Here is a 21,533-nt window from a genome sequence, read left to right as displayed (position 1 = left end):
CACGTTTGGGTCTGTTCGGCGGTTGACCGGTACAAGTACCGGGATCGTGCTAGAAACCGGCTGTGCATGGGTTTAACAGCTGAGTAACGGGACTTGACAGGATGTGTGCCTAGGACCACATTGTGCGCAACTTTGTTGGAGTCCTGTTCGGTTCGCACACGAGCGAGTGTCACCTGTAGGAGCGATGATGGTTCGGTACGCGTCTGGTTCCTCTCCGTTACCGCAACTCGACAGGCGGACCCTGTTGCGGATCATGCTGGCCGGTGCCGGCGTGGCCGCGACCGGTGGCCTCGCGGCATGCGGCGGTGGTTCGAGCTCCGGTGGTGACTCGAAGGTCGTCACCTTCGGCAACAACCTGTCCGACCAGGTGCCGAAGGACGCGATCACGGCCGCGGTCAAGGCGTTCGAGAAGAACTCGGGCGGCCTCTCGGTCACGATCAACACCAAGCAGCACGAGCAGTACCAGGAGCAGATCAACAACTACCTGCAGGGCAAGCCGGACGACGTGCTCGCCTGGTTCGCCGGCTACCGCATGCGGTTCTTCGCCGACCAGGGCCTCACGGGCGACCTGAGCGACCTGTGGGGCAAGGTCGGTGGCGGCTACTCCGACGCGCTCAAGCAGGCGTCCACGGGTACGGACGGCAAGCAGTACTTCATCCCGTTCACCCAGTACGCGTGGGGCATGTTCTACCGGAAGAGCGTCTGGCAGGAGAAGGGCTACACGGCCCCGAAGACGCTCGACGAGCTCGTCGCGCTCTGCACCAAGATGAAGACCGACGGCCTGATCCCGATCGCCTTCGCGCAGAAGCAGGGCTGGCCGGGCATGGGCACGTTCGACCAGCTCAACTTCCGCACCAACGGCTACCAGTTCCACGTGGACCTGTTGGCGGGCAAGGAAGACTGGCAGGACAAGCGGGTCAAGGACGTGTTCGACACCTGGAAGCGGCTGCTGCCGTTCCACCAGGAGAACGCCCTGGGCCGCGAGTGGCAGGAAGCCGCGCAGTCGTTGCAGCAGAAGAAGTCCGGCATGTACCTGCTCGGTGCGTTCGTCGGCCAGCAGTTCCCGGACAACGAGAAGGACGACCTCGACTTCTTCCCGTTCCCGGAGATCAACCCGACGCACGGCACCGACACGGTCGAGGCGCCGATCGACGGTTACATGCTGGCGAAGAAGCCGTCCAACCAGGACGGTGCGCTGAAACTGCTCGAGTACCTGTCCTCGGCCGAGCCGCAGCTCGCCTACCTGAAGGCCGACCCGACCGCGGTCGCGACCAACCAGAAGGCGGACCAGTCCGGCTACAGCGCGCTGCAGAAGAAGGTCGCGGACACCATCAAGAACGCGAAGCACATCACGCAGTTCCTCGACCGCGACACCGACCCCGGTTTCGCGAGCGAGGCGGCCACCAACGGCCTCATCGCGTTCATCAAGGACCCCAACAGCGTCGACTCCGTGCTCAAGGGCATGGCCGACCAGGCGAAGAACATCTTCAAGTGACCGCATTGCAGGAGAAGCCGAAGGCGGTGGCCCCCGAGGGGCCGCCGCCTCGTCGGCGTGGAAAGCGTGCCACCGCCCTCGCGGGCACGGACAAACTCGTTCTGGGGCTCATGCTCGGCATCCCCACGGTCGTGCACCTGCTGTTCGTGTGGATCCCGGCACTGGGCTCCGTCGCGCTGTCGTTCAGCAGGTGGAACGGCATCGGCGGGTTCGAGGACATCCAGTGGATCGGTGTCGACAACTACGTCGAGATCTTCACCGAGTACCCGAGGTTCTGGCCTGCCGTCCAGCACAACCTGATCTGGCTGGCGTTCCTGCTGATCGTGCCGACGTGCGCGGGCCTGCTGCTGGCCGTGCTGCTCGACCGGGAGATCAAGGGCAGCCGGATCTACCAGAGCGCGCTGTACATGCCGATGGTGCTGTCGCTCGCGCTGATCGGCTTCATCTGGCAGCTGATCTACACGCCCGACGGCGGTCTGCTGAACGCGGTGCTGGGGCTGAACGACAACCCGGTCGACTGGATCGGCGACTCGGACATCAACCTCTACGCCGTGCTCGTGGCGGCGGCGTGGCGGCACACCGGCTACATCATGCTGCTGTACTTGGCGGGCCTGAAGTCGGTGGACCCGGCATTGAAGGAAGCAGCCGCTCTGGACGGTGCTTCTGCCACGCAGACGTTCTTCCGCGTCACGTTCCCGGTGATGAAGCCGGTGAACATCGTCGTCGCGGTCGTGACGGTGATCGAGGCGCTGCGAGCGTTCGACATCGTCTACGTCATCAACAAGGGACGCAACGGACTCGAGCTGCTGTCGGTGCTGGTGACCGACAACATCATCGGCGAGGCCTCCCGCATCGGCCGCGGTTCGGCCGTCGCGGTGATCCTGCTGACGATCTCGCTCGGCGTCATCATCCCGTACCTGTACCAGACGTTCAGCAAGGAGAACCGGTCGTGACGGCCACGCTCTCACGGCCCTCTGCGCCGACTGTTCCCGTGAAGAAGCGGGTGGTGACCCCGGCTCGGGTCGCGTTGCACGTCTTCCTGATCCTGACTTGCTTCATGACGTTGGCGCCTCTTTTGTGGGCTGTCTACGCGTCGTTGCGGACATACGACGACACCTCGGTCAACGGGTACTTCTCCGTGGCGAAGTCCCTGACGTTCGAGAACTTCGCGAAGGCGTGGGAGATCGGGGATCTGCCGCACTTCTACTGGAACACGTTCCTGATCACCGTGCCGGCCCTCGTGATCACGCTGCTGCTGAGCTCGATGGTGGCGTTCGGGGTGTCGCGGTTCAGCTTCAAGTTCAACCTGCTGCTTCTGATGATCTTCACCGCTGGCAACCTGTTGCCGCAGCAGGTGATCGTGACGCCGTTGTGGCGGTTGTACCGGCTGATCGAGGTTCCCGAGTGGATCAGCGAGAGCGGGTCGCTGATCGACTCGCCGATCGGCGTGGTGCTGATCCACATCGCGTTCCAGTCCGGGTTCTGCACCTTCGTGTTGTCCAACTACATGAAGACGATCCCGTACGAGCTGACCGAGGCCGCTCGGGTGGACGGCGCTTCGGTGTTCCGGCAGTACTGGCAGTTGACGCTGCCGTTGTGCCGGCCGGTGCTGGCCGCGTTGGCGACTCTCGAGTTCACCTGGATCTACAACGACTTCCTGTGGGCGTTGGTGTTGATCCAGGACGGGGACAAGATGCCAGTCACTTCGGCGTTGCAGAACCTGAAGGGCACGTTCTTCACCGACAACAACCTGATCGCGGCTGGGTCGTTGCTGGTGGCTTTGCCCACTTTGGTGGTGTTCTTCGTGTTGCAGCGGCAGTTCGTGGGTGGGCTGACGCTGGGCTCCACGAAGGGCTGAGGTTTTGGGGCGGCGCGGGTCGGCTTGCGTTGGAGCGTTGCGTTCCAGCGGGGCAGTCCCGTGTCGCGCGTCATCTCACCTTGCGTAGGTGGTCGCGCGGGTATGGACGAGCTTGGGTTTCGTCATCGCCGCTTCGCGACGATCGCGATTGGGGCTTGACTTCGGGTCCCTTGCGAGGCGCTGGTTCGGGCGGAAAAGGCCGGATGCTCCGCACCCGCCCGATCCGGCGACGGTAGCACCTCGCACCCGAAGTCAAGCCCCAATCGCTTGCAGCGTGGGCACGTCCCGTTGTTGGGCGGCGGTCATCACCGGTTCCCGCGTTGGCAGTGCTCTCATTCGGCTCGGCTACGCCATCGCCGCTTGCCTTCGGCTTTGCGGGAGCGCCGCGCGTCCGCGCGGGACGTTGCCCGCTCCCGGCTCGGCTGACGATGTTCCCGCTGACGGTGCCCTGCCACCGCTCTCCTTCTTCGTTGTCCTGGCGGGTGCTTGGATCCCGGTTCCTCGTTCTGGAACGGCAAAGGGGCGAGGACCGACGTGGTCCTCGCCCCTTTCGCGTGCCTGCGACTACTTGCCGCCGGTCTGCGGGTTGTAGTCCGAGATCGAACCCCAACGCCCGACCGGAATCACGATCACGCGCGCCTTGCCCACCACGTTGGCGATCGGAATCGCACCGTCAGCCGGAGTCGGGTCGCCGTGCTTGCGCGAGTCGGACGAGTTGTTGCGGTTGTCGCCCATCACCCAGAGCTTGCCGGCGGGGACGGTGACCTTCTCGAACGAGTCCTGCTGCCGAGGCCCGCCACCGAAGTTCAGGTACGGCTCGTCCAGCGGCTTGCCGTCGACCAGGACGCGGCCCTGGTCGTCGCAGCACTCGACGGTCTGGCCGCCGACGGCGATGACGCGCTTGATGAAGTCCGTGCCGCTGGGCTCGGAGAGGTTCACCATCGAGCCGAGGTCCTGCAGGGTGCCGACGAAGAAGTTCGGGGGCTCCTTGCCGCCCGTCCAGTTCGGCGGGCCGCGGAAGACGATCACGTCGCCCGGCTGGGGGTCGCGGAACAGGTACGTGATCTTCTCGACCAGGACCTTGTCGTTCACGCAGCCCGTGCAGCCGTGCAGGGTCGTCTCCATCGAGGCCGACGGGATGACGAACACGCGCGCGACCAGCGTCTGGATGGTCACGGTCAGCAGCAGCGCCACGCCGAAGATGACCAGGACTTCTTTCCAGAACGGCTGCTTCTTCTTCGCCTTCTTCTTGGAGAACCTCGGCGCCGGGTCGTCCTCGTACGAAGACTCGTAGGAAGAGGACGAAGACCGCGAACCGGACGTCGAGAAGCGTGACGTCGGTTCTGCGGGGCCGTCTCCATTGGGAGGCGTTGTCTCCCAGGTCGACGAAGAATCGTCGTTCACGCGATGACTCACACGCCCCACCTTACGGACGTCCGGGTAGGCGCAACGTGAACAGGGCACCGCCCTCGGGCGCTCTGCCCGCGGTGGCCGTGCCGCCGTGCCGTTGTGCCACCTGCTTCACGATGGCGAGTCCCAGGCCGGAACCCGGCAGGGTCCGCGCCTCGGACGATCGGTAGAACCGCTCGAAAACGTGAGGTAGATCGGCATCCGCGATACCGGGGCCCGCGTCCGCCACCTCCACCACGGCGCTGCCGTCGCCCACCTGACGCAGGCTCAGGCGCACCGCTGAGCCCGAGGGACTGAACTTCACCGCGTTGTCGAGGAGGTTCAGCACCGCGCGCTCGAGTGCACTTGAATCACCCAGAAGTGTCCACGGTTGCAGCTGCACGTCGAACGTGACGTTCGAGGCGCGTCGGCGCGCGCGGTCCAGAGACCGTTCTACCACCTCGACGAGGTCCACGGGTTCGTGCACCACCTGAGGTGCGTCCTCGCGGGCGAGTTCGACCAGGTCACCGATCAACGTGGTGAGTTCGTCGATCTGGGCGCGCACGTCCGACTGGATTTCCGTTTTGTCCTCTTGGGACAACGTCGGGGAGTTCGGGCGTTCCGAGGCGAGCAGCAGTTCCAGGTTGGTGCGCATGGAGGTCAGCGGTGTGCGCAGTTCGTGGCCCGCGTCGGCGACGAGCCGGCGTTGGCGTTCCTGCGACTCCGCGACCGCGCCCAGCATCGCGTTGAAGCTGTGTGTCAGCCGTGCGAGCTCGTCGTCGCCGGACACCGGGATCGGTGTCAGGTCACCGGTGTTCGCCACGCGCTCGGTGGCTTCGGTGAGCCGTTGCACCGGACGCAGACCTGTTCGGGCGACCGCTGTGCCCGCGATGGCAGCCAGCAGGACGCCGGCACCGCCGATCAGCAGCAGCACCACGCTGAGTTTCGCCAACGTCGTGCGTTGCGGCAGCATCGACTGCGCGATGACGATCGCCTGCTCCGAGTCCGGAGGCCCGTAGCGGACGGCGATCACCCGCGTCTCGGTCTTGTGGTCGGTCCAGATGTACTCACCGCGCTCGCCCTGCGCGACCTCCCACGCCTCGTCGACGGTGGGCGGGGGCTCGCCGGTCTTCGGGTAGAGGATCTTGCCGCTGTTCGCCTGCAGCAGGCCCATCTTCACGTCGCCGGCCGCGAGGAAGGCCGCCGGGTAGTTCTGGACCTCGTCGGGCGTGGTGACCTTGAAGCCGGTCGACACGGTGTTGGCACGCTGACGCAGACCTTCGTCCAAAGCGTCGTACACGCTCTTGCGGACGATCATGTACGCGCCGAACGACACCAACGCCACGGCCCCGGCGACGCAGAACGCCGCGAGCCAGGTGACCCGAGCCCGCAGCGACGCCTTCTGCAGCCGTCCCTGGGGTTCGAAGATCACGGAGGGGTCTCCCGCAGGACGTAGCCCACCCCGCGCACCGTGTGGATCAGCCGCGGCTCCCCCTCCGCCTCCGTCTTCCTGCGCAGATACCCGACGTAGACCTCGAGTGCGTTGCCCGAGGTCGGGAAGTCGTATCCCCACACGTCCTCCAGGATGCGGCTGCGAGTCAGCACCTGGCGCGGGTGCGCCAGCAGGAGCTCGAGCAGCGCGAACTCGGTGCGGGTGAGGCTGATGGAGCGTTCGCCGCGGCGGACGTCCCTGGTGGACGGGTCCAGCTCCAGGTCGGCGAACTTGAGGACGGCCGCGGTCTGCTGGGACGCGGCGTCGTCCTGGGCGGCACGGCGCAGCAACGCGCGCAGTCGTGCCAGCAGTTCCTCCAGCGCGAACGGCTTGGGCAGGTAGTCGTCGGCCCCGGCGTCGAGCCCGGACACGCGGTCGCTCACGGCGTCCCGCGCGGTCAGCACGAGGATCGGCAGGTCGTCACCGGTGCTGCGAAGGCGCCGGCACACCTCCAGCCCGTCCAGCCGCGGCATCATCACGTCGAGCACCATGGCGTCCGGCCTGGCGGCAGTCACCGACTCCAGGGCCTGCATGCCGTCGCCGGCAGTCTCGACCTGGTAGCCGTTGAACTGGAGCGAGCGGCGGAGTGACTCCCTGACCGCCCGATCGTCATCGACAACGAGGATGCGCATAGGGGCAGTGTTGCTGAGGGATCTGAGAGGCGCCTGAGAAGGTCCCTAACAGCGGGTGTGAGTTGCGTGTTAACCCTCGAGGCCCCGCGCGACGGGTGCGTTCCACTTCCGCCAGAGCGCAATCAGCCTGATGGTGATGATTATTGACGCACCAGTCAGCGCGACCAGGTCTTTCGGCAACCTCGCCCACTCGCCCAGCGCGACGACGACCGCGCCCGCCAAAGCCGCCACCGCGTAGATCTCTCTCCTCAGGACCAGAGGAATCTCACGGAGGAGAAGATCACGCACGGCGCCACCGCCGATGCCCGTCGTCATGCCGATGAGGCACGCGGCATAGGGCGTGGCGCCGAGAGCCAACGCGGTGGTGGTGCCGGACGTGACGAACAGACCGAGTCCCACGGCGTCCAGCAGCAGCACGGACCGCCGAAGCTTCGCGACCTGCGGGTGGAACCAGAAGACGATCAACCCGGTACCGCCCGCGACCAGCAGGTACGGCCAGTTCCGCAGGCTCGTCGGCGGGTGCACGCCCAGCAGCACGTCGCGGATGATGCCGCCGCCCAACGCGGTGGTGAGCGCCAGGACGATCACGCCGAACACGTCGAGCCGCGCCCGCACCGCCGCCACCGCACCGGACGCGGCGAAGACGGCGATCCCGATCAGTTCCAGGACGATGAGCAGCACGAACAGGAAGGATACGGATCTACCGAGGCGTCGCTTCCCGGCGGTAACCGGCCTCCAGCCGCCCACCCGCGGACACCAGCACGTGCTCCACGACCTCGATGAACCAGTCGGCGCCCTCGCCTCGGGCCAACGCGCGGTAGGCGTCGACGAGCTCGTCGGCCTTCGCTTCCTTCAGCCGCCTGAGCAGCCACTTCCCGTGCCCGAGCCACTTGTTCTGCACGACCAGCGCCAACTCCCCCGCGCAGGTCAGCAGCCGTGCCGCGACGAACAGCCGCTCGTCGTCGTCCCGTGCCCCGATGAGGTCTTCCAGCAGGTCGGTGCAGCCGTAGCGGCGGTCTTCCAGCTCAGTGGCCGTGGGAATCGGAGGACCGACGTCGAGCAGAGCGCGCGCCTCGGCTCGCATGCGCTGGCCCGTGCCGTCGGCATCGAGCATGAGGAAACCCTCGGCGCACATGTGCAGCAACGGCGGCCGTCGGTCCTGGGTGTCCCGGGCGACGAAGTCCTGGAACGACTCGATCGTGTGGCAGAACAGCTCGACCGGCCAGCCGCGGTGCTCCAGCGTCTCCCGGAACGCGTTGGGCAGGTCGTCGACGATCACGACGATGTCCAGGTCCGAGTTCGCCGTGTAGTTGCCGGCCGCGACGCTGCCGCCGAGGAACGCCGCCGTGGCGAGCGGGAAGCGTTCGTCGATCAGGTCACGCGCGACCTGGACGGGATCCTTGTCCCAGTCCAGCGGATACCCGGTGACGTAGTAGTCCTGCTCGGAGTCGAGCGGCCCGAGCACCTGCTCGACGCGCGGCCAGATCTCGGGACTCACCTCGTTGAGGCCGACGAGCCACGGGTTGTCCTCCGCGTCGAACAACGGCCGGATCTCCAGGAACTGCTCACGGGAAATCTCGCGCACGCTGACCGGTGACCCGCTGCGTCGTTTGGCATAGCCCTTCAGGCGCCAACCCATGTTGTCGCCGTAGGCGTGCCTGACCTCGTCGTCCCCAGTCACCCGTCCATTCTTACTTGGCCGGCGCGCGCGGACGAATTCAGACTCTCGCGACAGCCAGCAAATATCCGAGCGACGGCTGGATCGCGAGCGGGGAAAGTATCTGGTCGAGATACTTCCGCGCTTCTTCGCCGTGTGCCGCAACGAGAGCGTCGTAGTGCGCACGAGCACCGGCCTGCATGCGCGGCACCGACTTGCGCGTCTCGGCGCTCAGATCGATCAGCTCGACCACCTGCAGGCCCGCGGAGGCCAGCAGCTTCGGATAGCCGGCGAACGTCGGCAGCTCGTCGATGTCGTAGGTGCTCAGGATCGGCTCGATGTCGTCCAGCAACCCCTGCGACACCGGCTTGCGCTGCACGAAGTCGGACACCACGACCACACCGCACGGCTTGACCACCCGTGCCAGCTCGCGCAGCACCCCGACCCGATTTCCCAGATGTGGCAACGTCTCCACGGCCCACGCCGCGTCGAACGTGTTCGTGGGGAACGGCATCGCGTGCGGGTCGCTGTGCACGAACCGCACCTGGTCGTCGATGAACAACGCCTCCGCGCGGGCGGTGGCGCGACGGACGAACTCGGCGCCGGGAGACACCGACACGACGTCGGCGTGCGAGGCCTCGGCCAGCCGGAACGCCGACGTGCCGACCCGGCGGCCCAGGTCCAGCACGCGCCAGCCGTGTCGCGCGCCGAGCTTGTCGATGTGCAGGGCGGTCATGCGTTCGGCGGCGACGCGGTTGGGCGACTCGTCCTCGTCCGACGTCCACAGCCCGAAGTGCAGGTTGTGGTCCCAGATCGTGCGCATGACCTCGTGGTAGACGTCTGTCATCAGAAGAAGTCCGCCAGCCGCGGGATGCCGGACGAGCCGACGAGCTGATCGAGCACGGCCGCGCCGGCCGGGTCGCCTTCGAGCAAACCCGCTCGCCGCAACGCATGCGTGTTCTGGAACCCGGTGAACCACGGACCGAGCGCCCGCGCGTGCATCCGGACCGCGCCGGTGCCGCCGGGCTCGACGCGCACCACGCCGTCCTCGACGACGATGCGCTGCGGACCCGCGTGCCACGGCGCGTGCTCGTCGATGATCTCCAGGTCCACGGCGGTGTTGGCCAGGCGCGTCCAGCCCCGTGCGGCCACGGCGGCGGGCAGGTCGACGACGCGCAGCATCCAGGTCGACGTCCACACCGAGTACCGCATCGGCGTCGCGGCGAGCAGGTTGAGCGTGGCGGGGTCGGTGATGCGCAGTTCGATCGCTTCGAGGGTGCCCGCCCACGACTTCAGCGACGCGAGGAGGTTCAGCTGGGCCTCGACGTCGACGCCGATGAGGTCGTAGACCTTGAGCGTGCCCATGTCGCGGCTGCTGGGCTCGCGCCCGGCCGTCAGATAGCCGCGCAGACCGTCCGGGCCGGGCAACACGCTCACCAGGTCCATCTCGAGCACCTTCTCGAGGTCCATCCTCGGCGGGCGGCGGTCGGCCATGCCGTCGATCGTCCGCGCCACCTGGAGGTAGCAGTCGTGCAGCGCGGTGAGATCGCTCTCATCCATTGGGCGCGAAGGTATCAGCTCGGTGGGGTTCGGAACTGTCAGCAACCTGTCCATCGGCAGCTCGACCCACTCGAAGAGCCCGGCGCGCTCCCAGCCGAACTTCCGGTACAGGGTCGGCACGGTCGCGTAGAGCACCGAGATCGGCTGGCCGTGCTCGCGCATCGCCTCCAGTGACGCGTCGAGCAGCGCGCCCGCCACACCGCGGCCGCGGATGGCGGCGTCCACGGCGACGCCGCCGACTCCGCCCATCGGCACCGCGGCGCCACCGTAGAACTGCGCGTACTCGCCGATGCCGAGCACACCCGCGACCCGGCCGTCGATCTCGGCGAGCAGTCCGTGCGAACCCGGCCTCAGCAACGGGCCGGACGGCTTGCCCCCGTTGAACGCGACCTTGCGCAGCCGGAACACGGCGTCGCGGTCGTCCTCGGTGAACTCTCGGATGTGCACGGACATCTATCTACCAGGAAAAGAAGCCCTGACCCGTCTTCTTTCCCAGCTCATTACGAGCGACTTTGTCCCGCAACAACTGCGGTGGCTCGAACCTGGCCCCCAGCTGGCTCGCCAGGTGTTCGGCGATGGCCAGCCGGACGTCGAGTCCGACCAGGTCAGTGAGCTCCAGCGGGCCCATCGGCCAGCGGTAACCGAGCTTCATCCCGGTGTCGATGTCGGCGGGTGAGGCGACGCCCTCCTCGACCATCCGAATCGCTTCCATGCCAACGGCGACGCCCAGTCGTGAGGTCGCGAAGCCGGGAGAGTCCCGAACTTCGATGACGGTTTTCCCCATTTCTTCGGCCCAAGTTCGTGCTTTGGCCACGTTCGCGGGGTCGACGCCGTCGTGGTGCACGAGCTCGACGAGCTGCTGGACCGGGACGGGGTTGAAGAAGTGCATGCCCAGCACGCGTTCGCCGGGCAGTCCGGCGGCGATGTCGGCGATCGACAACGACGACGTGTTGGAGGCCAGGATCGCGTTCGGACACTTCGCGGCCGCGTCGCCGAGCACCTTCTGCTTCAGCGGAACGTTCTCGGGCACGGCCTCGACGACCAGCTCGGCGTCCTCTGGCAGCTCACCGGTGCTCAGGTTGGCGAAGACCGCCCCGGAGTCGGCGAGCTTGCCCTTCTCCTGCGCCTTGTCCAGCGAGCGCTTGACGGCGAGCCTGCCCTGCTCCACGCGTTCGGCGTCGGCTTCCGACAGCGTGACCTCGTGGCCGCCCGCGAGCAGGACGTGCACGATGCCCGCGCCCATCGTGCCGCCGCCGATGACAACGGCCTTCACGCCACTACCTCGGCGCTGAACATCGCGACGAGCTCCATGCCACCGATCTCGGTCAGGTTCGCACCCGACGAAGCCCACTCGGGCGTCTTGAAGGCGGCCTTCATCGATTCGGCGGACTCGAAGTACAGCTCGGCGATCAGGTACGGCTCGGTGTCGCCGAGGAACCCCGCCAGGAACACCCGCTGCACCTTGGCGACCTCGGCGCGCACGAGGCCCGGCACCGAGTCCGCGATCGGCATGTGCGTGCCGAAGTACTTCTCGTCGAAGTCCTCGGGGTTCGCGGGCTTCTTGTACAGCGCGATGTACTTGATCATGTGACGGTTTCCTCCTCGACTCGCCCAGCACTGTAACGCCCGGGGTACCCGCGCGGCTGAGGCACGATGGAGGAGTGCGGATCATCCTGTTGCGCCACGGGCAGAGCCTCGGCAACGTCGACGAGCTCGCCTACTGCCGCATTCCCGACCACGCCCTGCCGCTCACGGACCTGGGCGAACAGCAGGCCCGCGCGGCCGGAGCCACGATCAAGGAACTGGTCGGCGACGGCCCGGTCGCGGCCTACGTGTCGCCGTACAAGCGCACGCGCAGGACGTTCGACCTGCTGGGCATCGACGCCGAACGGATCGTCACCGAACCTCGTGTGCGCGAGCAGGACTGGGGCAACCTCCAGGACCCCGGCGAGCAGGAGATGCTCAAGCACCAGCGCCACGCGTTCGGGCACTTCTTCTTCCGGCTGCCCAACGGCGAGTCCGGCGCCGACGTCGACGACAGGGTGGCGGCGTTCCTGGACGGTCTGACGGTCAGGATGCACAAGGACGAGACGCACCCGAAGACCGTGCTGATCGTGTCGCACGGGCTGACGATCAGGTTGCTGTGCCGCCGGTTGTTCGACTGGAGCATCGAGCTGTTCGAGTCGCTGTCCAACGTGGACACGTGCGAGAACCGCGTGCTCGACCACGACGGCACGGGGTGGAAGCTGGACCGCCCCTTCGACCAGTGGCGCGACTCACCGGACGGGACGGTCCAGCATTCCTAGAGCAGTCCCCGCTTGTAAGCGGCGACCAGTCGGCGTGGCACGAGAAGCTCCTTGCCGTCCAGCGTCCTGACGCGCACCAGGTCCGGCGCGGTGGCCTTCCACTGGGACCTGCGGTGCCGGGTGTTGGAGCGACTCGTCTTCCGCTTCGGGACGGCCATCAGCGCTCTCGCTTTCCGTAGCGGCGGTTGAACTTCTCGACGCGGCCCGCGGTGTCGACGAGCCGCTGCGTGCCCGTCCAGAACGGGTGCGAGTCGGCGGTGATGTCGACGATCAGCAGCGGGTAGGAGTTGCCGTCCTCCCACTCGATCGTCCTCGTGGACGTTGCCGTCGAGCGGGTCAGGAACGACTTGCCGGTCGACGCGTCCTGGAAGACCACCGGGTGGTAGTCGGGGTGGATGCCTGACTTCATATTTCCAGCTTTCGGATCGAGTCCACGAAGGACAGTTCGTCGTCGGTGAGCAGTGCGCCCTCGAACGCCTGCGTGATGTCGTCGGGCTCGCCGACCGTGATCGCCACGATCTGCGTGGTCCTGCCCTCACGCGGCCCGCCGGCGCCGACGTGCAGCCCGCCGCCCGCGGATTCCAGGTGCAGAGCCAGATCCGGCTCGTCCGCGACCCACAGCCGGCCCCTCGATCGCACCACCGTGCCGTCGAGCAACGAGTCGAGCGCGTCGTTCAGCCGCACCGGGTGGAACGGCCGGTCCGCCGTGAAAACCGCTGTCGAGACACCGCATTCGGGCGTGAGCGGGACCATCCGCGGCCTGGCACAACGCTGGACGACGACGCACTCCGGCGTGCACCGGTGCGCGCCGGGAGCGAGCCGGTCGAGCACGGCCAGCGTCCGTTCGTCCGCATCTCCCTGCAGCACAAGGACATCCGCCGCTTCCGCCTGAGCGACGACGACCTGCGCGACAGTGCGCTGATCGCTGACCATCGAGGCGTCGCCCAACGCGTCGTCCAGCCAGCTCTCCGCGTCGATCACGGTGATCACGCACTCGACGTCGACGCCGAGGTTGCGGCGCACGGCGTCCGGTTCGAGCAACGGGTCCAGGTGCAGCACGACCGTGTGGCCCGCGAAGTCCTTCAACAGGTCCCGCAGGTCCTCGCGCACAGTGCACGACACGCAGTTGTGCAGCAGGTCGACGTCGGTCGCGATGCCGTCGACCCAGCGCCGCACGCACGTCTCGGCCGCAACGTGCCTGATCAGCACCGAACCGGGCCGGTCGCGCCACACCCGCACGGCGACGTCGTGGTCCACCAGCCCCGCCACCATAACGACAACGGTTTCCATGTGAGGTACCGTAGTTGAAAACGAATGTCGTTTCAAACAGGAAGGCCTCACATGCGCTGCCAGCTGACCGGCCGCGAGCCGGGCTTCGGCAACCGCGTCTCGCACTCCCAACGCAAGACGCGCCGCCGGTGGAACCCGAACGTCCAGCGCAAGCGGTACTTCGTGCCGTCGCTGAACCGGTTCGTGACGCTGACGCTGTCCACGAAGGCGATCAAGACCGTCGACAAGCTCGGCATCGAGGCCGTTGTCGCGAGGCTCAGGCGGGATGGGGTGAAGGTCTGATGGCCAAGGGGAACGACGTCCGGCCGATCATCAAGATGAGGTCGACCGCCGGCACCGGCTACACGTACGTGACCAGGAAGAACCGCCGCAACGACCCGGACCGGCTGGTGCTGCGCAAGTACGACCCCGTGGCGCGCAAGCACGTCGACTTCCGCGAGGAGCGCTGATGGCCAAGAAGTCGAAGATCGCCGCGGACAAGCGCCGTCGCGAGGTCGTGGCCAGGTACGCGGAACGGCGTGCGGAGCTCAAGGAGATGCTGCGCCACCCGGAGACGCGCGAGGAGGCGCTGCGCGGCCTGCAGAAGCTGCCGCGGGACGCGTCGCCGACCCGGCTGCGGAACCGGGACGTGGTCGACGGCAGGCCGCGCGCCTACAACCGCAAGTTCGGGCTCAGCCGCGTGCGGCTGCGGGAGATGGCCCACAGGGGCGAACTTCCCGGCGTGTCGAAGGCGAGCTGGTGATGAAGCCACCGAGGCCGTTGAAGCGCAGACAGAACCTGCTCGCGAAGGAAGGCGTGACGGTCGTCGACTGGAAGGACGTCACGCTGCTGCGAAAGTTCATCTCGGACCGGGGCAAGATCCGGTCCCGCCGGGTGACCGGCCTGACGCCGCAGCAGCAGCGTCAGGTCGCCACGGCTGTCAAGAACGCACGGGAGATGGCCCTGCTGCCGTACCCGTCACAAGGGCGATGACGCGGACCGCCGTGCTGGCCAGGAATGCCAGCACGGCGAGCTGCACCAGCAACGCGAGCGCCCAGGTCGTGTGTTCGTCGACCGTCAGATCGCCACGAACACCCACCAAGAAGGTCGCGTAGAGGCCCCAGCACTGCAGTGCGGCCAGCCCTGCGCCGAAGATCGTCGTGCGCAACGACACGACCACCACGACGGCGGCGAGCAGGATGAGGGCGAGCAGCGGCCAGGCACCGGTGAACGTGGTCACGCCGACTCCGCCGCCGAATCCGAGCGCGGAGCCGTAACCACCTTTCATTCTTCGCATCCGATCGGTGTATCGCCTCCGATGAGATCAGCGCCACCTCTCCAGCGTGAAGTTGGTGCTTTCGAGTGAGGCACGATCGCACGAATGAACCTGTACGAAGTAGTGCACCGACGCAGGGACACGCGCGCCGAGTTCACCGGTGAGGAAATCCCGCCGGACGTGCTGCGACGGGTGTTGACCGCAGCTCACGCCGCTCCGAGCGTCGGGCTTTCCCAGCCGTGGGACTTCGTGCTGGTGCGCGATGAATCGATTCGGCGCGCATTCCGCGACCACGTCCAGGCCGAGCGCACGGTCTTCGCGGCTCAGCTCGATCATGAACGAGCGGAGACCTTCGCTCGTATCAAGGTCGAAGGCGTCATGGAGTCGTCACTCGGCATCGTCGTCACCTACGACCCCGACCGGGGCTCGCCGGCGGTGCTGGGCAGGCACGCGATCTCGGACGCGGGTTTGTACTCCGTGTGTCTGGCGATCCAGAACCTGTGGCTCGCGGCGACGGAAGAGGGACTCGGTGTCGGGTGGGTGAGCTTCTACCGAGAAGATGTGCTGCGCCGTCTGCTGGACATCCCCACGAGGGTCCGTCCGGTTGCATGGCTGTGCGTCGGACCGGTTCAATCCCTGCCCGATACGCCCGATCTGGAACGTCACGGTTGGCGCAACCGACTACCCCTTGATGACGTCCTGCACCACGATCGGTACGGGGCGCGACCGTCCCGGTAGCCTGTGCAGGCCGCTCGGCGAGTCGGAACGGAGTCGATGAACGAGTGGAGCAGCGTGATCCGCTGGTAGCGGGCCAGATTCCGCGGCTGGACCGAGAGGTCCGCGCGTTGCTCAACGCTGGCCGTTTGCCGGAGGCGAACAGTCTTTTCGACGAGGTGGTCACCAAGGTGTCACCCGGCGCCGACCGCTGGGTGCGTTCGGCCGTGCTGGTGAACCGCGCCGTCATGGCGTGGCGGCTCGGCCGCATTCCTCTCGCCTTGGAATTGGCCGCCGAAGGGTGGACGGACCTCGACGCCGAGCGCGCGGACAGCCCCGCCGTCGCCCAGACGATGGGCTCGCTCGGCTACCTCATGGAGGGCATCGGCAACCGGCGTGCCGCTCTGGACATGCTGCGGCTGTCGGTGCAGGTGGCTCGCCGTGCGGGCAACACCGACACGTTGGCGCACTGTCTGCAGCGCCTCGGCGGGTCGCTGAACTTCCGCGCCTGCTCAGGGCCTCCCGCGGCCGCTCCGGCGATCTTCGAGGAGGCGCTGGCGTACCTCGACGAAGGCCTGGGCCTGGTCAAGGAGGAGGTCATGCGCCGGGCGCTGATGGGTGCCTACGCGCGGTCCTTGGCCGGCGTCGGTCAGCTGGAGAAGGCAGAGGAGACCGGCGCCGAGACTCTGCGACTGTCGCTGGACGCGAACGACCTCTGGGGCATCTCGGTCGGCAACTGGGTGCTGGCCGTCGTGCGTCGCGAACAGGGCGATTTCGACGAGGCGCGCACACTCGCGTCGCGTGCGGTGTCGAACGCCGAACGCATCAACGACACGTCGCTGCTGCTGCGGTTCTCCACGGAGCTCGCGGACATCTGCCACGCGCTCGGCGACTCGGTCGGTGAGGCCGAGGCGTTGCGGCGCTCGATGCAGGCTTCGCGCACGGCCACGGAGACGTTGCAGGAAGGCCTGGGCCAGGCGCTGGAGCAGCGCCGGGTGGCCGTTCAGGCACAACGGCTCGCGGTCGCGGCACAGGAAGCAGCGGCGCGGGACCCGTTGACGGGCCTGGCGAACCGGCTCGGGCTGGAACGCGCGGCGCAGGCGTTGCTGGAGTCGACGGCGGCGCGTGGGCGGGTGCCGTGGCTGGTCCTGGTGGACGTGGACTGGTTCAAGGGCGTGAACGACGACGCGGGCCACGCGGCGGGCGACGCGGCGTTGCGCGAGATCGCGGCGTTGCTGCGGCGCGAGTGCCGGGCCGACGACCTGGTGGCGCGCTGGGCCGGTGACGAGTTCGTGGTGCTGCTGGGCGACACCGGGCCGAACCTGGACGTGGGCCCGAACGTGGCCGAGCGGATCCGGGCGGCCGTCGACGGGCACGACTGGACGATGGTGCTCGGCTCGGTCCGCCGCCCGACGGTGAGCATCGGGGTCGCGGCGGGGCCGGCCAAGCTGGACCAGCTGTTCGCGGCCGCGGACATGGCGCTCTACCGCGCCAAGCGCCACGGCCGGAACAGGGTCGAGGTCGAGCCTTCGGTGGACGAGGTCCCGGAGATCGTCTCCGGGAACTAGGCGATCAGGCCGCCGCGGTAGGCCACAAGTGCGGCCTGCACGCGGTTGACCGCGCCGATCTTGCCGAGCACGGACGAGACGTAGCCCTTCACCGTCGCCTCCGACAGGTGCAGGGTGCCGCCGATCTCCGCGTTCGACATGCCCTGGCCGATCAGCACGAGCACCTCGCGCTCGCGTTCGGACAAGCTCGCCAGAAGCCTGCGTGCCGGCTCGGCCATCCGCTCGCCGTCCGCCACGGCCGCGAGAACCCTTGCCGCCACACCGGGGTCGAGAACCGCACCACCGCGCGCGAGATCGCGCACGGCCTTGACGAGCTGTTCCGGTTCGGTGTCTTTGAGGAGGAAGCCGGACGCACCGAGTCTCAAGGCTTCCGAAACGTATTCGTCGACGTCGAACGTGGTCAGGATGCAGACCCGTGGCTGGTCGGGCAGAGTCCGCAGCCTCCGCAGTGCCGCGAGCCCGTCCGAGGTGCGCATCCGGATGTCGAGCAGGACCACGTGAGGACGGTGCTGGCGTGCCAGGTCGGCTACCAGGTGCCCGTCATCGCATTCCGCGACGACCTCGATGTCGCCGACGCTGCTCAGGATCATGCGAAGGCCAGAACGGACGAGGTCCTCGTCGTCGGCCAGCAGAACCTTGATCACGACGCCTCCCGCATTGGCGTTCCGTGCTCCCACATGTTCGTGATCTTCGCGTACGCACGCCGAAGGTCACGTTAATTCTCAGTTATCTCATCATGTGGTAACGGTTTTTCGAGATGACGGGCCGCGTTCACAGTTACCGGAATTGAACGCCGACTTCGCTGCGTAGGCATGCCACCAGGCGTTAGCCGGTTCTGTCGAGACCCTGAGTAACCAAACCCGAAAATCTCACTTAGTGGAATGTGCGCCCAGAATCACAGATACGGGCGGACGAATCTGATTGCGGTTTTCGTTTCTGCCCATACGTGGCATTGATGCTGTACTGAACCGATACAGGTGTCATGTTGCGGTCACGAAAACGTGAAGGCCTTTCGCGATGTACCTACTCGAAAGTAACGTACGTCACAGCAGACCCTGTCCCTGCCCTGTTCGGAGAGGAGCTTCGCGCCATGCGGAGAGCCAATCCGGTGACGTCCCTGTTGGCGACCGCCGCCGTCACCGCCTCCTTCTTGATCGTTCCGTCCGCTCAGGCCGAGGAGCGTGCGTCGGCGTTCGCTGCCGACGACTACTGCCTCGGCCAGTGCGGCGACATCGTGCCGCCGGGCAACAACGGCAACGCGACGCTGGCCGAGATCCTGACGCACAAGGCGTTCAAGACGATGCCCGCGCACTCCAACGACCAGCTCGGCAAGTACGACGCGCTGGTCAACGGGTACAGCACGCTGACGAACGCCCAGCTGACGAACTTCTTCAACGACGCGTCGTTCGGGGTGCCGGCCGATCAGGTCGAGAGCACTGTGAAGCCCCGCGCCGACGTGACGATCGTGCGCGACAAGAAGATCGGCATGCCGCACATCACCGGCACCACGCGGTCCGGGACGATGTACGGCGCCGGTTACGCGGCCGCGCAGGACCGGTTGTGGCTGATGGACCTGTTCCGCCACCTCGGCCGCGGCCAGCTGTCGGGCTTCGCCGGTGGCGCCCCTTCGAACCGGGTGCTGGAGCAGAGCTTCTACAACCAGATCCCGTACACCGAGGCGGACCTGCAGAAGCAGATCGACACGGCGGCTGTCCGGGGTGGTGCGCGCGGGCAGCAGGCGGTGGCCGACGTCAACGACTACATCGCCGGGATCAACGCGTACGTGGCCCAGTCCGTTTCCGCGCGGAACTTCCCCGGTGAGTACGTGCTGACCGGGCACGCCGACGCGATCACGAACTGGAACGACATGACGCCGTTCAAGCCGACGGACATGGTGGCGATCGCCTCCGTGGTCGGTGGCCTGTTCGGTGCCGGTGGTGGCGGCGAGGTGCAGTCCGCCCTGGTTCGGCTGGCCGCGCAGAACAAGTACGGTGCTGCCGTCGGTGAGCAGGTCTGGCAGGCGTTCCGGGCGCAGAACGACCCCGAGGCCGTGCTGACCCTCCACAACGGACAGTCGTTCCCGTACTCCGCTTCTCCCGCTTCTCCGCAGGGTGTGGCTCTGCCGGACGCCGGCAGCATCACGCCGGAGCGGATGGTCTACGACGAGGTGGGCGGTACCGGAGCTGCTGTGTCGGTTCCTGCTGCCGAGGACGTGGCTAAGGCTCGGGGCATCTTCGCGGATGGTGTGCTGCCTGCCGATCTGCTGAACAAGAAGCACGGCATGTCCAACGCTCTGGCGGTGTCCGGTGCTCACACGGACTCCGGGAACCCGATCGCCGTGTGGGGTCCGCAGACCGGTTACTTCGCGCCGCAGCTGCTGATGCTGCAGGAGCTCAACGGTCCTGGCGTTCGTTCGCGCGGTGTGTCGTTCGCCGGTGTGTCGATGTACGTGCAGCTCGGCCGTGGTGTCGACTACTCGTGGAGCGCGACTTCTTCCGCGCAGGACATCATCGACACGTACGCCGTGGAGCTGTGCAACGCGGACGGTTCCCCTGCCACGAAGGCTTCGACTTCTTACGTGTTCCACGGTGCCTGCGTGCCGATGGAACGCCTGGAGCGCAAGAACGCCTGGAAGCCGACCGTTGCGGACGGCACGCCGGCGGGTTCGTACACGTTGGTGATGTGGCGGACCAAGTACGGGCTGGTTACGAGTCGTGCCACCGTGGGCGGCAAAGTGGTGGCGTACGCGACGTTGCGTTCGACGTACATGCACGAGGTCGACTCGATCATCGGCTTCCAGGAGCTCAACGATCCTGGCGCTATCCGTTCGGCGTCCGACTTCCAGCAGGCGGCCAACAAGATCGGGTACGCGTTCAACTGGTTCTACGCGGACTCCCGTGACGTGGCGTACTTCAACTCGGGCCTGAACCCGGTTCGTCGCTCCACTGTGGACCCGAATCTGCCTACGTGGGGCCGCGCCGAGTACGAGTGGGTGAACTGGGACGGCACCGAGAACGTGTCCGCGGTGATGCCGTTCGCCGGGCACCCGAACTCGATCAACCAGGACTACTACATCTCGTGGAACAACAAGCAGGCCAAGGACTTCACGTTCGGCGGGTTCGGGCACAGCGCCGTGCACCGCGGAGACCTGCTGGACGTTCGTGTCAAGGCCTTGATCGCATCCGGGCAGAAAGTTACGCGTGCGTCGTTGACTCGCGCGATGGCCGAAGCCGCTGTGGCGGACTTGCGGGCCCAGGAGGTGCTGCCCGAACTGCTGCGCGTGCTGGAGTCGGCGCCGCTGGATGCGACTTTGGCCCCAGTTGTGCAGAAGCTGAAGGACTGGCAGCGCTCCGGCTCGTTGCGCAAGGAGACCGCGAAGGGCAGTAAGACCTACGCACATGCCGATGCGATCAGGGTTCTTGATGCGTGGTGGCCGCTTCTGGTGCAGGCGGAGTTCAAGCCGTCCCTGGGCGACCCGCTGTACGACGCGATCGTCGGTGCTGCGCAGATCGACGAATCACCGTCGGACGCCCACGGTGCCGCACCGCACAAGGGTTCCTCGTTCCAGTACGGCTGGTGGGGCTATGTGGACAAGGACCTGCGCAAGGTCCTGGGCGACCCCGTGCAGGGCGCCTTCCCGCAGACCTACTGCGGCGGCGGCACTTTGTCCGGTTGCCGCACGGCGATGGTCGACTCCCTGAAGGCGGCGGTCGCCAAGCCCGCCAACCAGGTCTACCCCGGTGACGCCGACTGCGCCGCCGGTGACCAGTGGTGCGCCGACACGATCATCCACCGCGCCATGGGCGGCATCACCCAGGAGAAGATCCACTGGCAGAACCGCCCGACGTTCCAACAGGTCGTGCAGTTCCCGTCCCGTCGCGGCCAGAACATCGCGAACGTGGCTTCCACTGGAACCGCTTCCGCGTCGTCCCACGAGACGGGAGCCAACAACCTCCCGCCGCGGCAAGTGCTGGACGGCAACCTGACGTCCCGCTGGGCCAGCGACTGGAGCGACAACCAATGGATCCAGGTGGACCTTGGCTCTGTGCAACAAGTTGGTCGCGCAGTGTTGCACTGGGAGTCGGCCTACGGCAGTGGCTACCGCATCGACGTTTCCAATGACGGCACGACTTGGCGGAACGTTTTCTCCACAAGTAGTGGCGACGGAGGCGAGGATGTCGTAGCGTTTGCAGCACAGGACGCGAGATACCTCCGAATGACGGGTACCCAACGGGCCACGCGTTACGGATACTCCCTGTACGAGCTTGAGGTCTACAGCTTGTAGGCCTTCGAGATGAGGCCGCCGATCCACCCCCA

At 66.8% G+C, this 21,533-nt stretch carries 25 protein-coding genes; 11 read left to right on the top strand and 14 right to left on the bottom strand.

Annotated elements, in window-relative coordinates:
- Positions 1-253 precede the first annotated feature (253 nt).
- From AB0M24_RS41245 to AB0M24_RS41235, 3 genes are read left to right on the top strand one after another with little or no spacing between them, the layout of a single operon-like run.
- Positions 254-1,495 carry an ABC transporter substrate-binding protein gene (locus AB0M24_RS41245; protein ID WP_363779498.1) on the top strand — a complete coding sequence of 414 codons (1,242 nt, stop codon included), beginning with the start codon at positions 254-256 and terminating at the stop codon, positions 1,493-1,495.
- Positions 1,492-2,448, top strand: coding sequence for a sugar ABC transporter permease (locus AB0M24_RS41240; protein WP_363779394.1), 957 nt, complete (start codon positions 1,492-1,494; stop codon positions 2,446-2,448). Before AB0M24_RS41245 ends, AB0M24_RS41240 begins: the two co-directional genes overlap by 4 nt.
- A gap of 38 nt (positions 2,449-2,486) precedes the next feature.
- Positions 2,487-3,353: a carbohydrate ABC transporter permease gene (locus AB0M24_RS41235; protein WP_363779392.1), complete on the top strand. Its 867-nt coding sequence runs from the start codon at positions 2,487-2,489 to the stop codon at positions 3,351-3,353.
- Positions 3,354-3,917: 564 nt separating this feature from the next.
- On the opposite strand, the gene lepB is transcribed toward AB0M24_RS41235, so the two are convergent.
- From lepB to AB0M24_RS41190, 9 genes are all read right to left on the bottom strand, one after another.
- A complete protein-coding gene (lepB, locus tag AB0M24_RS41230; RefSeq protein WP_363779390.1) occupies positions 3,918-4,769 on the bottom strand; it encodes a signal peptidase I in 852 nt (283 codons plus the stop codon).
- Between the two features lie 10 nt (positions 4,770-4,779).
- Positions 4,780-6,171, bottom strand: coding sequence for a HAMP domain-containing sensor histidine kinase (locus AB0M24_RS41225; RefSeq protein WP_363779496.1), 1,392 nt, complete (start codon positions 6,169-6,171; stop codon positions 4,780-4,782).
- Positions 6,171-6,866, bottom strand: a complete 696-nt coding sequence (locus AB0M24_RS41220) for a response regulator transcription factor (protein ID WP_045311879.1) — start codon at positions 6,864-6,866, stop codon at positions 6,171-6,173. Before AB0M24_RS41220 ends, AB0M24_RS41225 begins: the two co-directional genes overlap by 1 nt.
- Before the next feature lie 69 nt (positions 6,867-6,935).
- Positions 6,936-7,547: a trimeric intracellular cation channel family protein gene (locus tag AB0M24_RS41215; RefSeq protein WP_363779388.1), complete on the bottom strand. Its 612-nt coding sequence runs from the start codon at positions 7,545-7,547 to the stop codon at positions 6,936-6,938.
- Between the two features lie 19 nt (positions 7,548-7,566).
- Positions 7,567-8,547: a nucleotidyltransferase domain-containing protein gene (locus AB0M24_RS41210; protein WP_363779386.1), complete on the bottom strand. Its 981-nt coding sequence runs from the start codon at positions 8,545-8,547 to the stop codon at positions 7,567-7,569.
- 37 nt (positions 8,548-8,584) lie between these two features.
- Complete coding sequence (locus AB0M24_RS41205) at positions 8,585-9,370, bottom strand: methyltransferase domain-containing protein (protein ID WP_363779384.1); 786 nt, start codon at positions 9,368-9,370, stop codon at positions 8,585-8,587.
- A complete protein-coding gene (locus AB0M24_RS41200; protein WP_363779382.1) occupies positions 9,370-10,536 on the bottom strand; it encodes a GNAT family N-acetyltransferase in 1,167 nt (388 codons plus the stop codon). The genes AB0M24_RS41205 and AB0M24_RS41200 overlap by 1 nt, the downstream gene beginning before the upstream one ends.
- A 4-nt stretch (positions 10,537-10,540) precedes the next feature.
- Complete coding sequence (locus AB0M24_RS41195; RefSeq protein ID WP_363779380.1) at positions 10,541-11,356, bottom strand: 3-hydroxyacyl-CoA dehydrogenase family protein; 816 nt, start codon at positions 11,354-11,356, stop codon at positions 10,541-10,543.
- Positions 11,353-11,670, bottom strand: coding sequence for an EthD family reductase (locus AB0M24_RS41190; protein WP_363779378.1), 318 nt, complete (start codon positions 11,668-11,670; stop codon positions 11,353-11,355). Before AB0M24_RS41190 ends, AB0M24_RS41195 begins: the two co-directional genes overlap by 4 nt.
- Before the next feature lie 74 nt (positions 11,671-11,744).
- Between AB0M24_RS41190 and AB0M24_RS41185 the strand changes: the two genes are divergently transcribed.
- The gene (locus AB0M24_RS41185; RefSeq protein ID WP_363779376.1) at positions 11,745-12,389 is read left to right on the top strand and encodes a histidine phosphatase family protein; all 645 of its coding nucleotides are present in this window, start codon (positions 11,745-11,747) and stop codon (positions 12,387-12,389) included.
- On the opposite strand, the gene rpmF is transcribed toward AB0M24_RS41185, so the two are convergent.
- The 3 genes from rpmF to AB0M24_RS41170 are packed head-to-tail and all read right to left on the bottom strand — an operon-like array spanning position 12,386 to position 13,679.
- Positions 12,386-12,547: a 50S ribosomal protein L32 gene (gene rpmF / locus AB0M24_RS41180; protein ID WP_071812574.1), complete on the bottom strand. Its 162-nt coding sequence runs from the start codon at positions 12,545-12,547 to the stop codon at positions 12,386-12,388. The two genes, AB0M24_RS41185 and rpmF, sit on opposite strands and share 4 nt — an antisense overlap.
- Positions 12,547-12,798, bottom strand: coding sequence for a type B 50S ribosomal protein L31 (locus AB0M24_RS41175; RefSeq protein WP_363779374.1), 252 nt, complete (start codon positions 12,796-12,798; stop codon positions 12,547-12,549). Before AB0M24_RS41175 ends, rpmF begins: the two co-directional genes overlap by 1 nt.
- Positions 12,795-13,679, bottom strand: coding sequence for a GTP-binding protein (locus AB0M24_RS41170; protein WP_363779372.1), 885 nt, complete (start codon positions 13,677-13,679; stop codon positions 12,795-12,797). Before AB0M24_RS41170 ends, AB0M24_RS41175 begins: the two co-directional genes overlap by 4 nt.
- 51 nt (positions 13,680-13,730) lie before the next feature.
- Here AB0M24_RS41170 and rpmB point away from each other — a divergent pair, with 51 nt between their 5' ends.
- From rpmB to rpsR, 4 genes are read left to right on the top strand one after another with little or no spacing between them, the layout of a single operon-like run.
- Positions 13,731-13,961, top strand: coding sequence for a 50S ribosomal protein L28 (gene rpmB, locus AB0M24_RS41165; protein ID WP_363779370.1), 231 nt, complete (start codon positions 13,731-13,733; stop codon positions 13,959-13,961).
- The gene (gene rpmG / locus AB0M24_RS41160; protein ID WP_189255682.1) at positions 13,961-14,128 is read left to right on the top strand and encodes a 50S ribosomal protein L33; all 168 of its coding nucleotides are present in this window, start codon (positions 13,961-13,963) and stop codon (positions 14,126-14,128) included. Before rpmB ends, rpmG begins: the two co-directional genes overlap by 1 nt.
- Positions 14,128-14,421, top strand: coding sequence for a 30S ribosomal protein S14 (gene rpsN, locus AB0M24_RS41155; protein WP_363779368.1), 294 nt, complete (start codon positions 14,128-14,130; stop codon positions 14,419-14,421). The genes rpmG and rpsN overlap by 1 nt, the downstream gene beginning before the upstream one ends.
- Complete coding sequence (gene rpsR, locus AB0M24_RS41150; protein ID WP_363779366.1) at positions 14,421-14,651, top strand: 30S ribosomal protein S18; 231 nt, start codon at positions 14,421-14,423, stop codon at positions 14,649-14,651. Before rpsN ends, rpsR begins: the two co-directional genes overlap by 1 nt.
- Here rpsR and AB0M24_RS41145 read toward each other — a convergent pair.
- Positions 14,599-14,955, bottom strand: coding sequence for a hypothetical protein (locus AB0M24_RS41145; protein ID WP_363779364.1), 357 nt, complete (start codon positions 14,953-14,955; stop codon positions 14,599-14,601). The genes rpsR and AB0M24_RS41145 overlap by 53 nt on opposite strands.
- Positions 14,956-15,039: 84 nt before the next feature.
- On the opposite strand from AB0M24_RS41145, the gene bluB reads away from it, so the two are divergent.
- Together bluB and AB0M24_RS41135 are read left to right on the top strand one after the other, a co-directional pair.
- On the top strand, positions 15,040-15,672 hold the full coding sequence (gene bluB / locus AB0M24_RS41140; protein ID WP_363779362.1) for a 5,6-dimethylbenzimidazole synthase: 633 nt from the start codon (positions 15,040-15,042) through the stop codon (positions 15,670-15,672).
- 44 nt (positions 15,673-15,716) lie between these two features.
- Positions 15,717-17,216, top strand: coding sequence for a diguanylate cyclase (locus tag AB0M24_RS41135; protein WP_363779360.1), 1,500 nt, complete (start codon positions 15,717-15,719; stop codon positions 17,214-17,216).
- On the opposite strand, the gene AB0M24_RS41130 is transcribed toward AB0M24_RS41135, so the two are convergent.
- On the bottom strand, positions 17,213-17,860 hold the full coding sequence (locus AB0M24_RS41130) for a response regulator transcription factor (RefSeq protein WP_045311865.1): 648 nt from the start codon (positions 17,858-17,860) through the stop codon (positions 17,213-17,215). The genes AB0M24_RS41135 and AB0M24_RS41130 overlap by 4 nt on opposite strands.
- 446 nt (positions 17,861-18,306) lie before the next feature.
- On the opposite strand from AB0M24_RS41130, the gene AB0M24_RS41125 reads away from it, so the two are divergent.
- Positions 18,307-21,501, top strand: a complete 3,195-nt coding sequence (locus AB0M24_RS41125; RefSeq protein ID WP_363779357.1) for a penicillin acylase family protein — start codon at positions 18,307-18,309, stop codon at positions 21,499-21,501.
- The last annotated feature ends 32 nt before the right edge of the window (positions 21,502-21,533 follow it).

It is taken from the genome of Lentzea sp. NPDC051838 (assembly GCF_040681245.1).
Lineage (GTDB): Bacteria > Actinomycetota > Actinomycetes > Mycobacteriales > Pseudonocardiaceae > Lentzea.
The sequence above is the reverse complement of the archived record's forward strand: the minus strand, read 5'-3'. Positions and strand labels throughout refer to the sequence as shown.

Coding starts and splice junctions, on each gene's coding strand:
- AB0M24_RS41245 (WP_363779498.1), top strand. CDS start 254: ATGCTGGCCGGTGCCGGCGTGGCCGCGACCGGTGGCCTCGCGGCATGC.
- AB0M24_RS41220 (WP_045311879.1), bottom strand. CDS start 6,866: ATGCGCATCCTCGTTGTCGATGACGATCGGGCGGTCAGGGAGTCACTC.
- AB0M24_RS41205 (WP_363779384.1), bottom strand. CDS start 9,370: ATGACAGACGTCTACCACGAGGTCATGCGCACGATCTGGGACCACAAC.
- AB0M24_RS41200 (WP_363779382.1), bottom strand. CDS start 10,536: ATGTCCGTGCACATCCGAGAGTTCACCGAGGACGACCGCGACGCCGTG.
- AB0M24_RS41190 (WP_363779378.1), bottom strand. CDS start 11,670: ATGATCAAGTACATCGCGCTGTACAAGAAGCCCGCGAACCCCGAGGAC.
- rpmF (WP_071812574.1), bottom strand. CDS start 12,547: ATGGCCGTCCCGAAGCGGAAGACGAGTCGCTCCAACACCCGGCACCGC.
- AB0M24_RS41175 (WP_363779374.1), bottom strand. CDS start 12,798: ATGAAGTCAGGCATCCACCCCGACTACCACCCGGTGGTCTTCCAGGAC.
- AB0M24_RS41170 (WP_363779372.1), bottom strand. CDS start 13,679: ATGGAAACCGTTGTCGTTATGGTGGCGGGGCTGGTGGACCACGACGTC.
- rpmB (WP_363779370.1), top strand. CDS start 13,731: ATGCGCTGCCAGCTGACCGGCCGCGAGCCGGGCTTCGGCAACCGCGTC.
- rpmG (WP_189255682.1), top strand. CDS start 13,961: ATGGCCAAGGGGAACGACGTCCGGCCGATCATCAAGATGAGGTCGACC.
- rpsN (WP_363779368.1), top strand. CDS start 14,128: ATGGCCAAGAAGTCGAAGATCGCCGCGGACAAGCGCCGTCGCGAGGTC.
- rpsR (WP_363779366.1), top strand. CDS start 14,421: ATGAAGCCACCGAGGCCGTTGAAGCGCAGACAGAACCTGCTCGCGAAG.
- AB0M24_RS41145 (WP_363779364.1), bottom strand. CDS start 14,955: ATGCGAAGAATGAAAGGTGGTTACGGCTCCGCGCTCGGATTCGGCGGC.
- bluB (WP_363779362.1), top strand. CDS start 15,040: ATGAACCTGTACGAAGTAGTGCACCGACGCAGGGACACGCGCGCCGAG.
- AB0M24_RS41125 (WP_363779357.1), top strand. CDS start 18,307: ATGCGGAGAGCCAATCCGGTGACGTCCCTGTTGGCGACCGCCGCCGTC.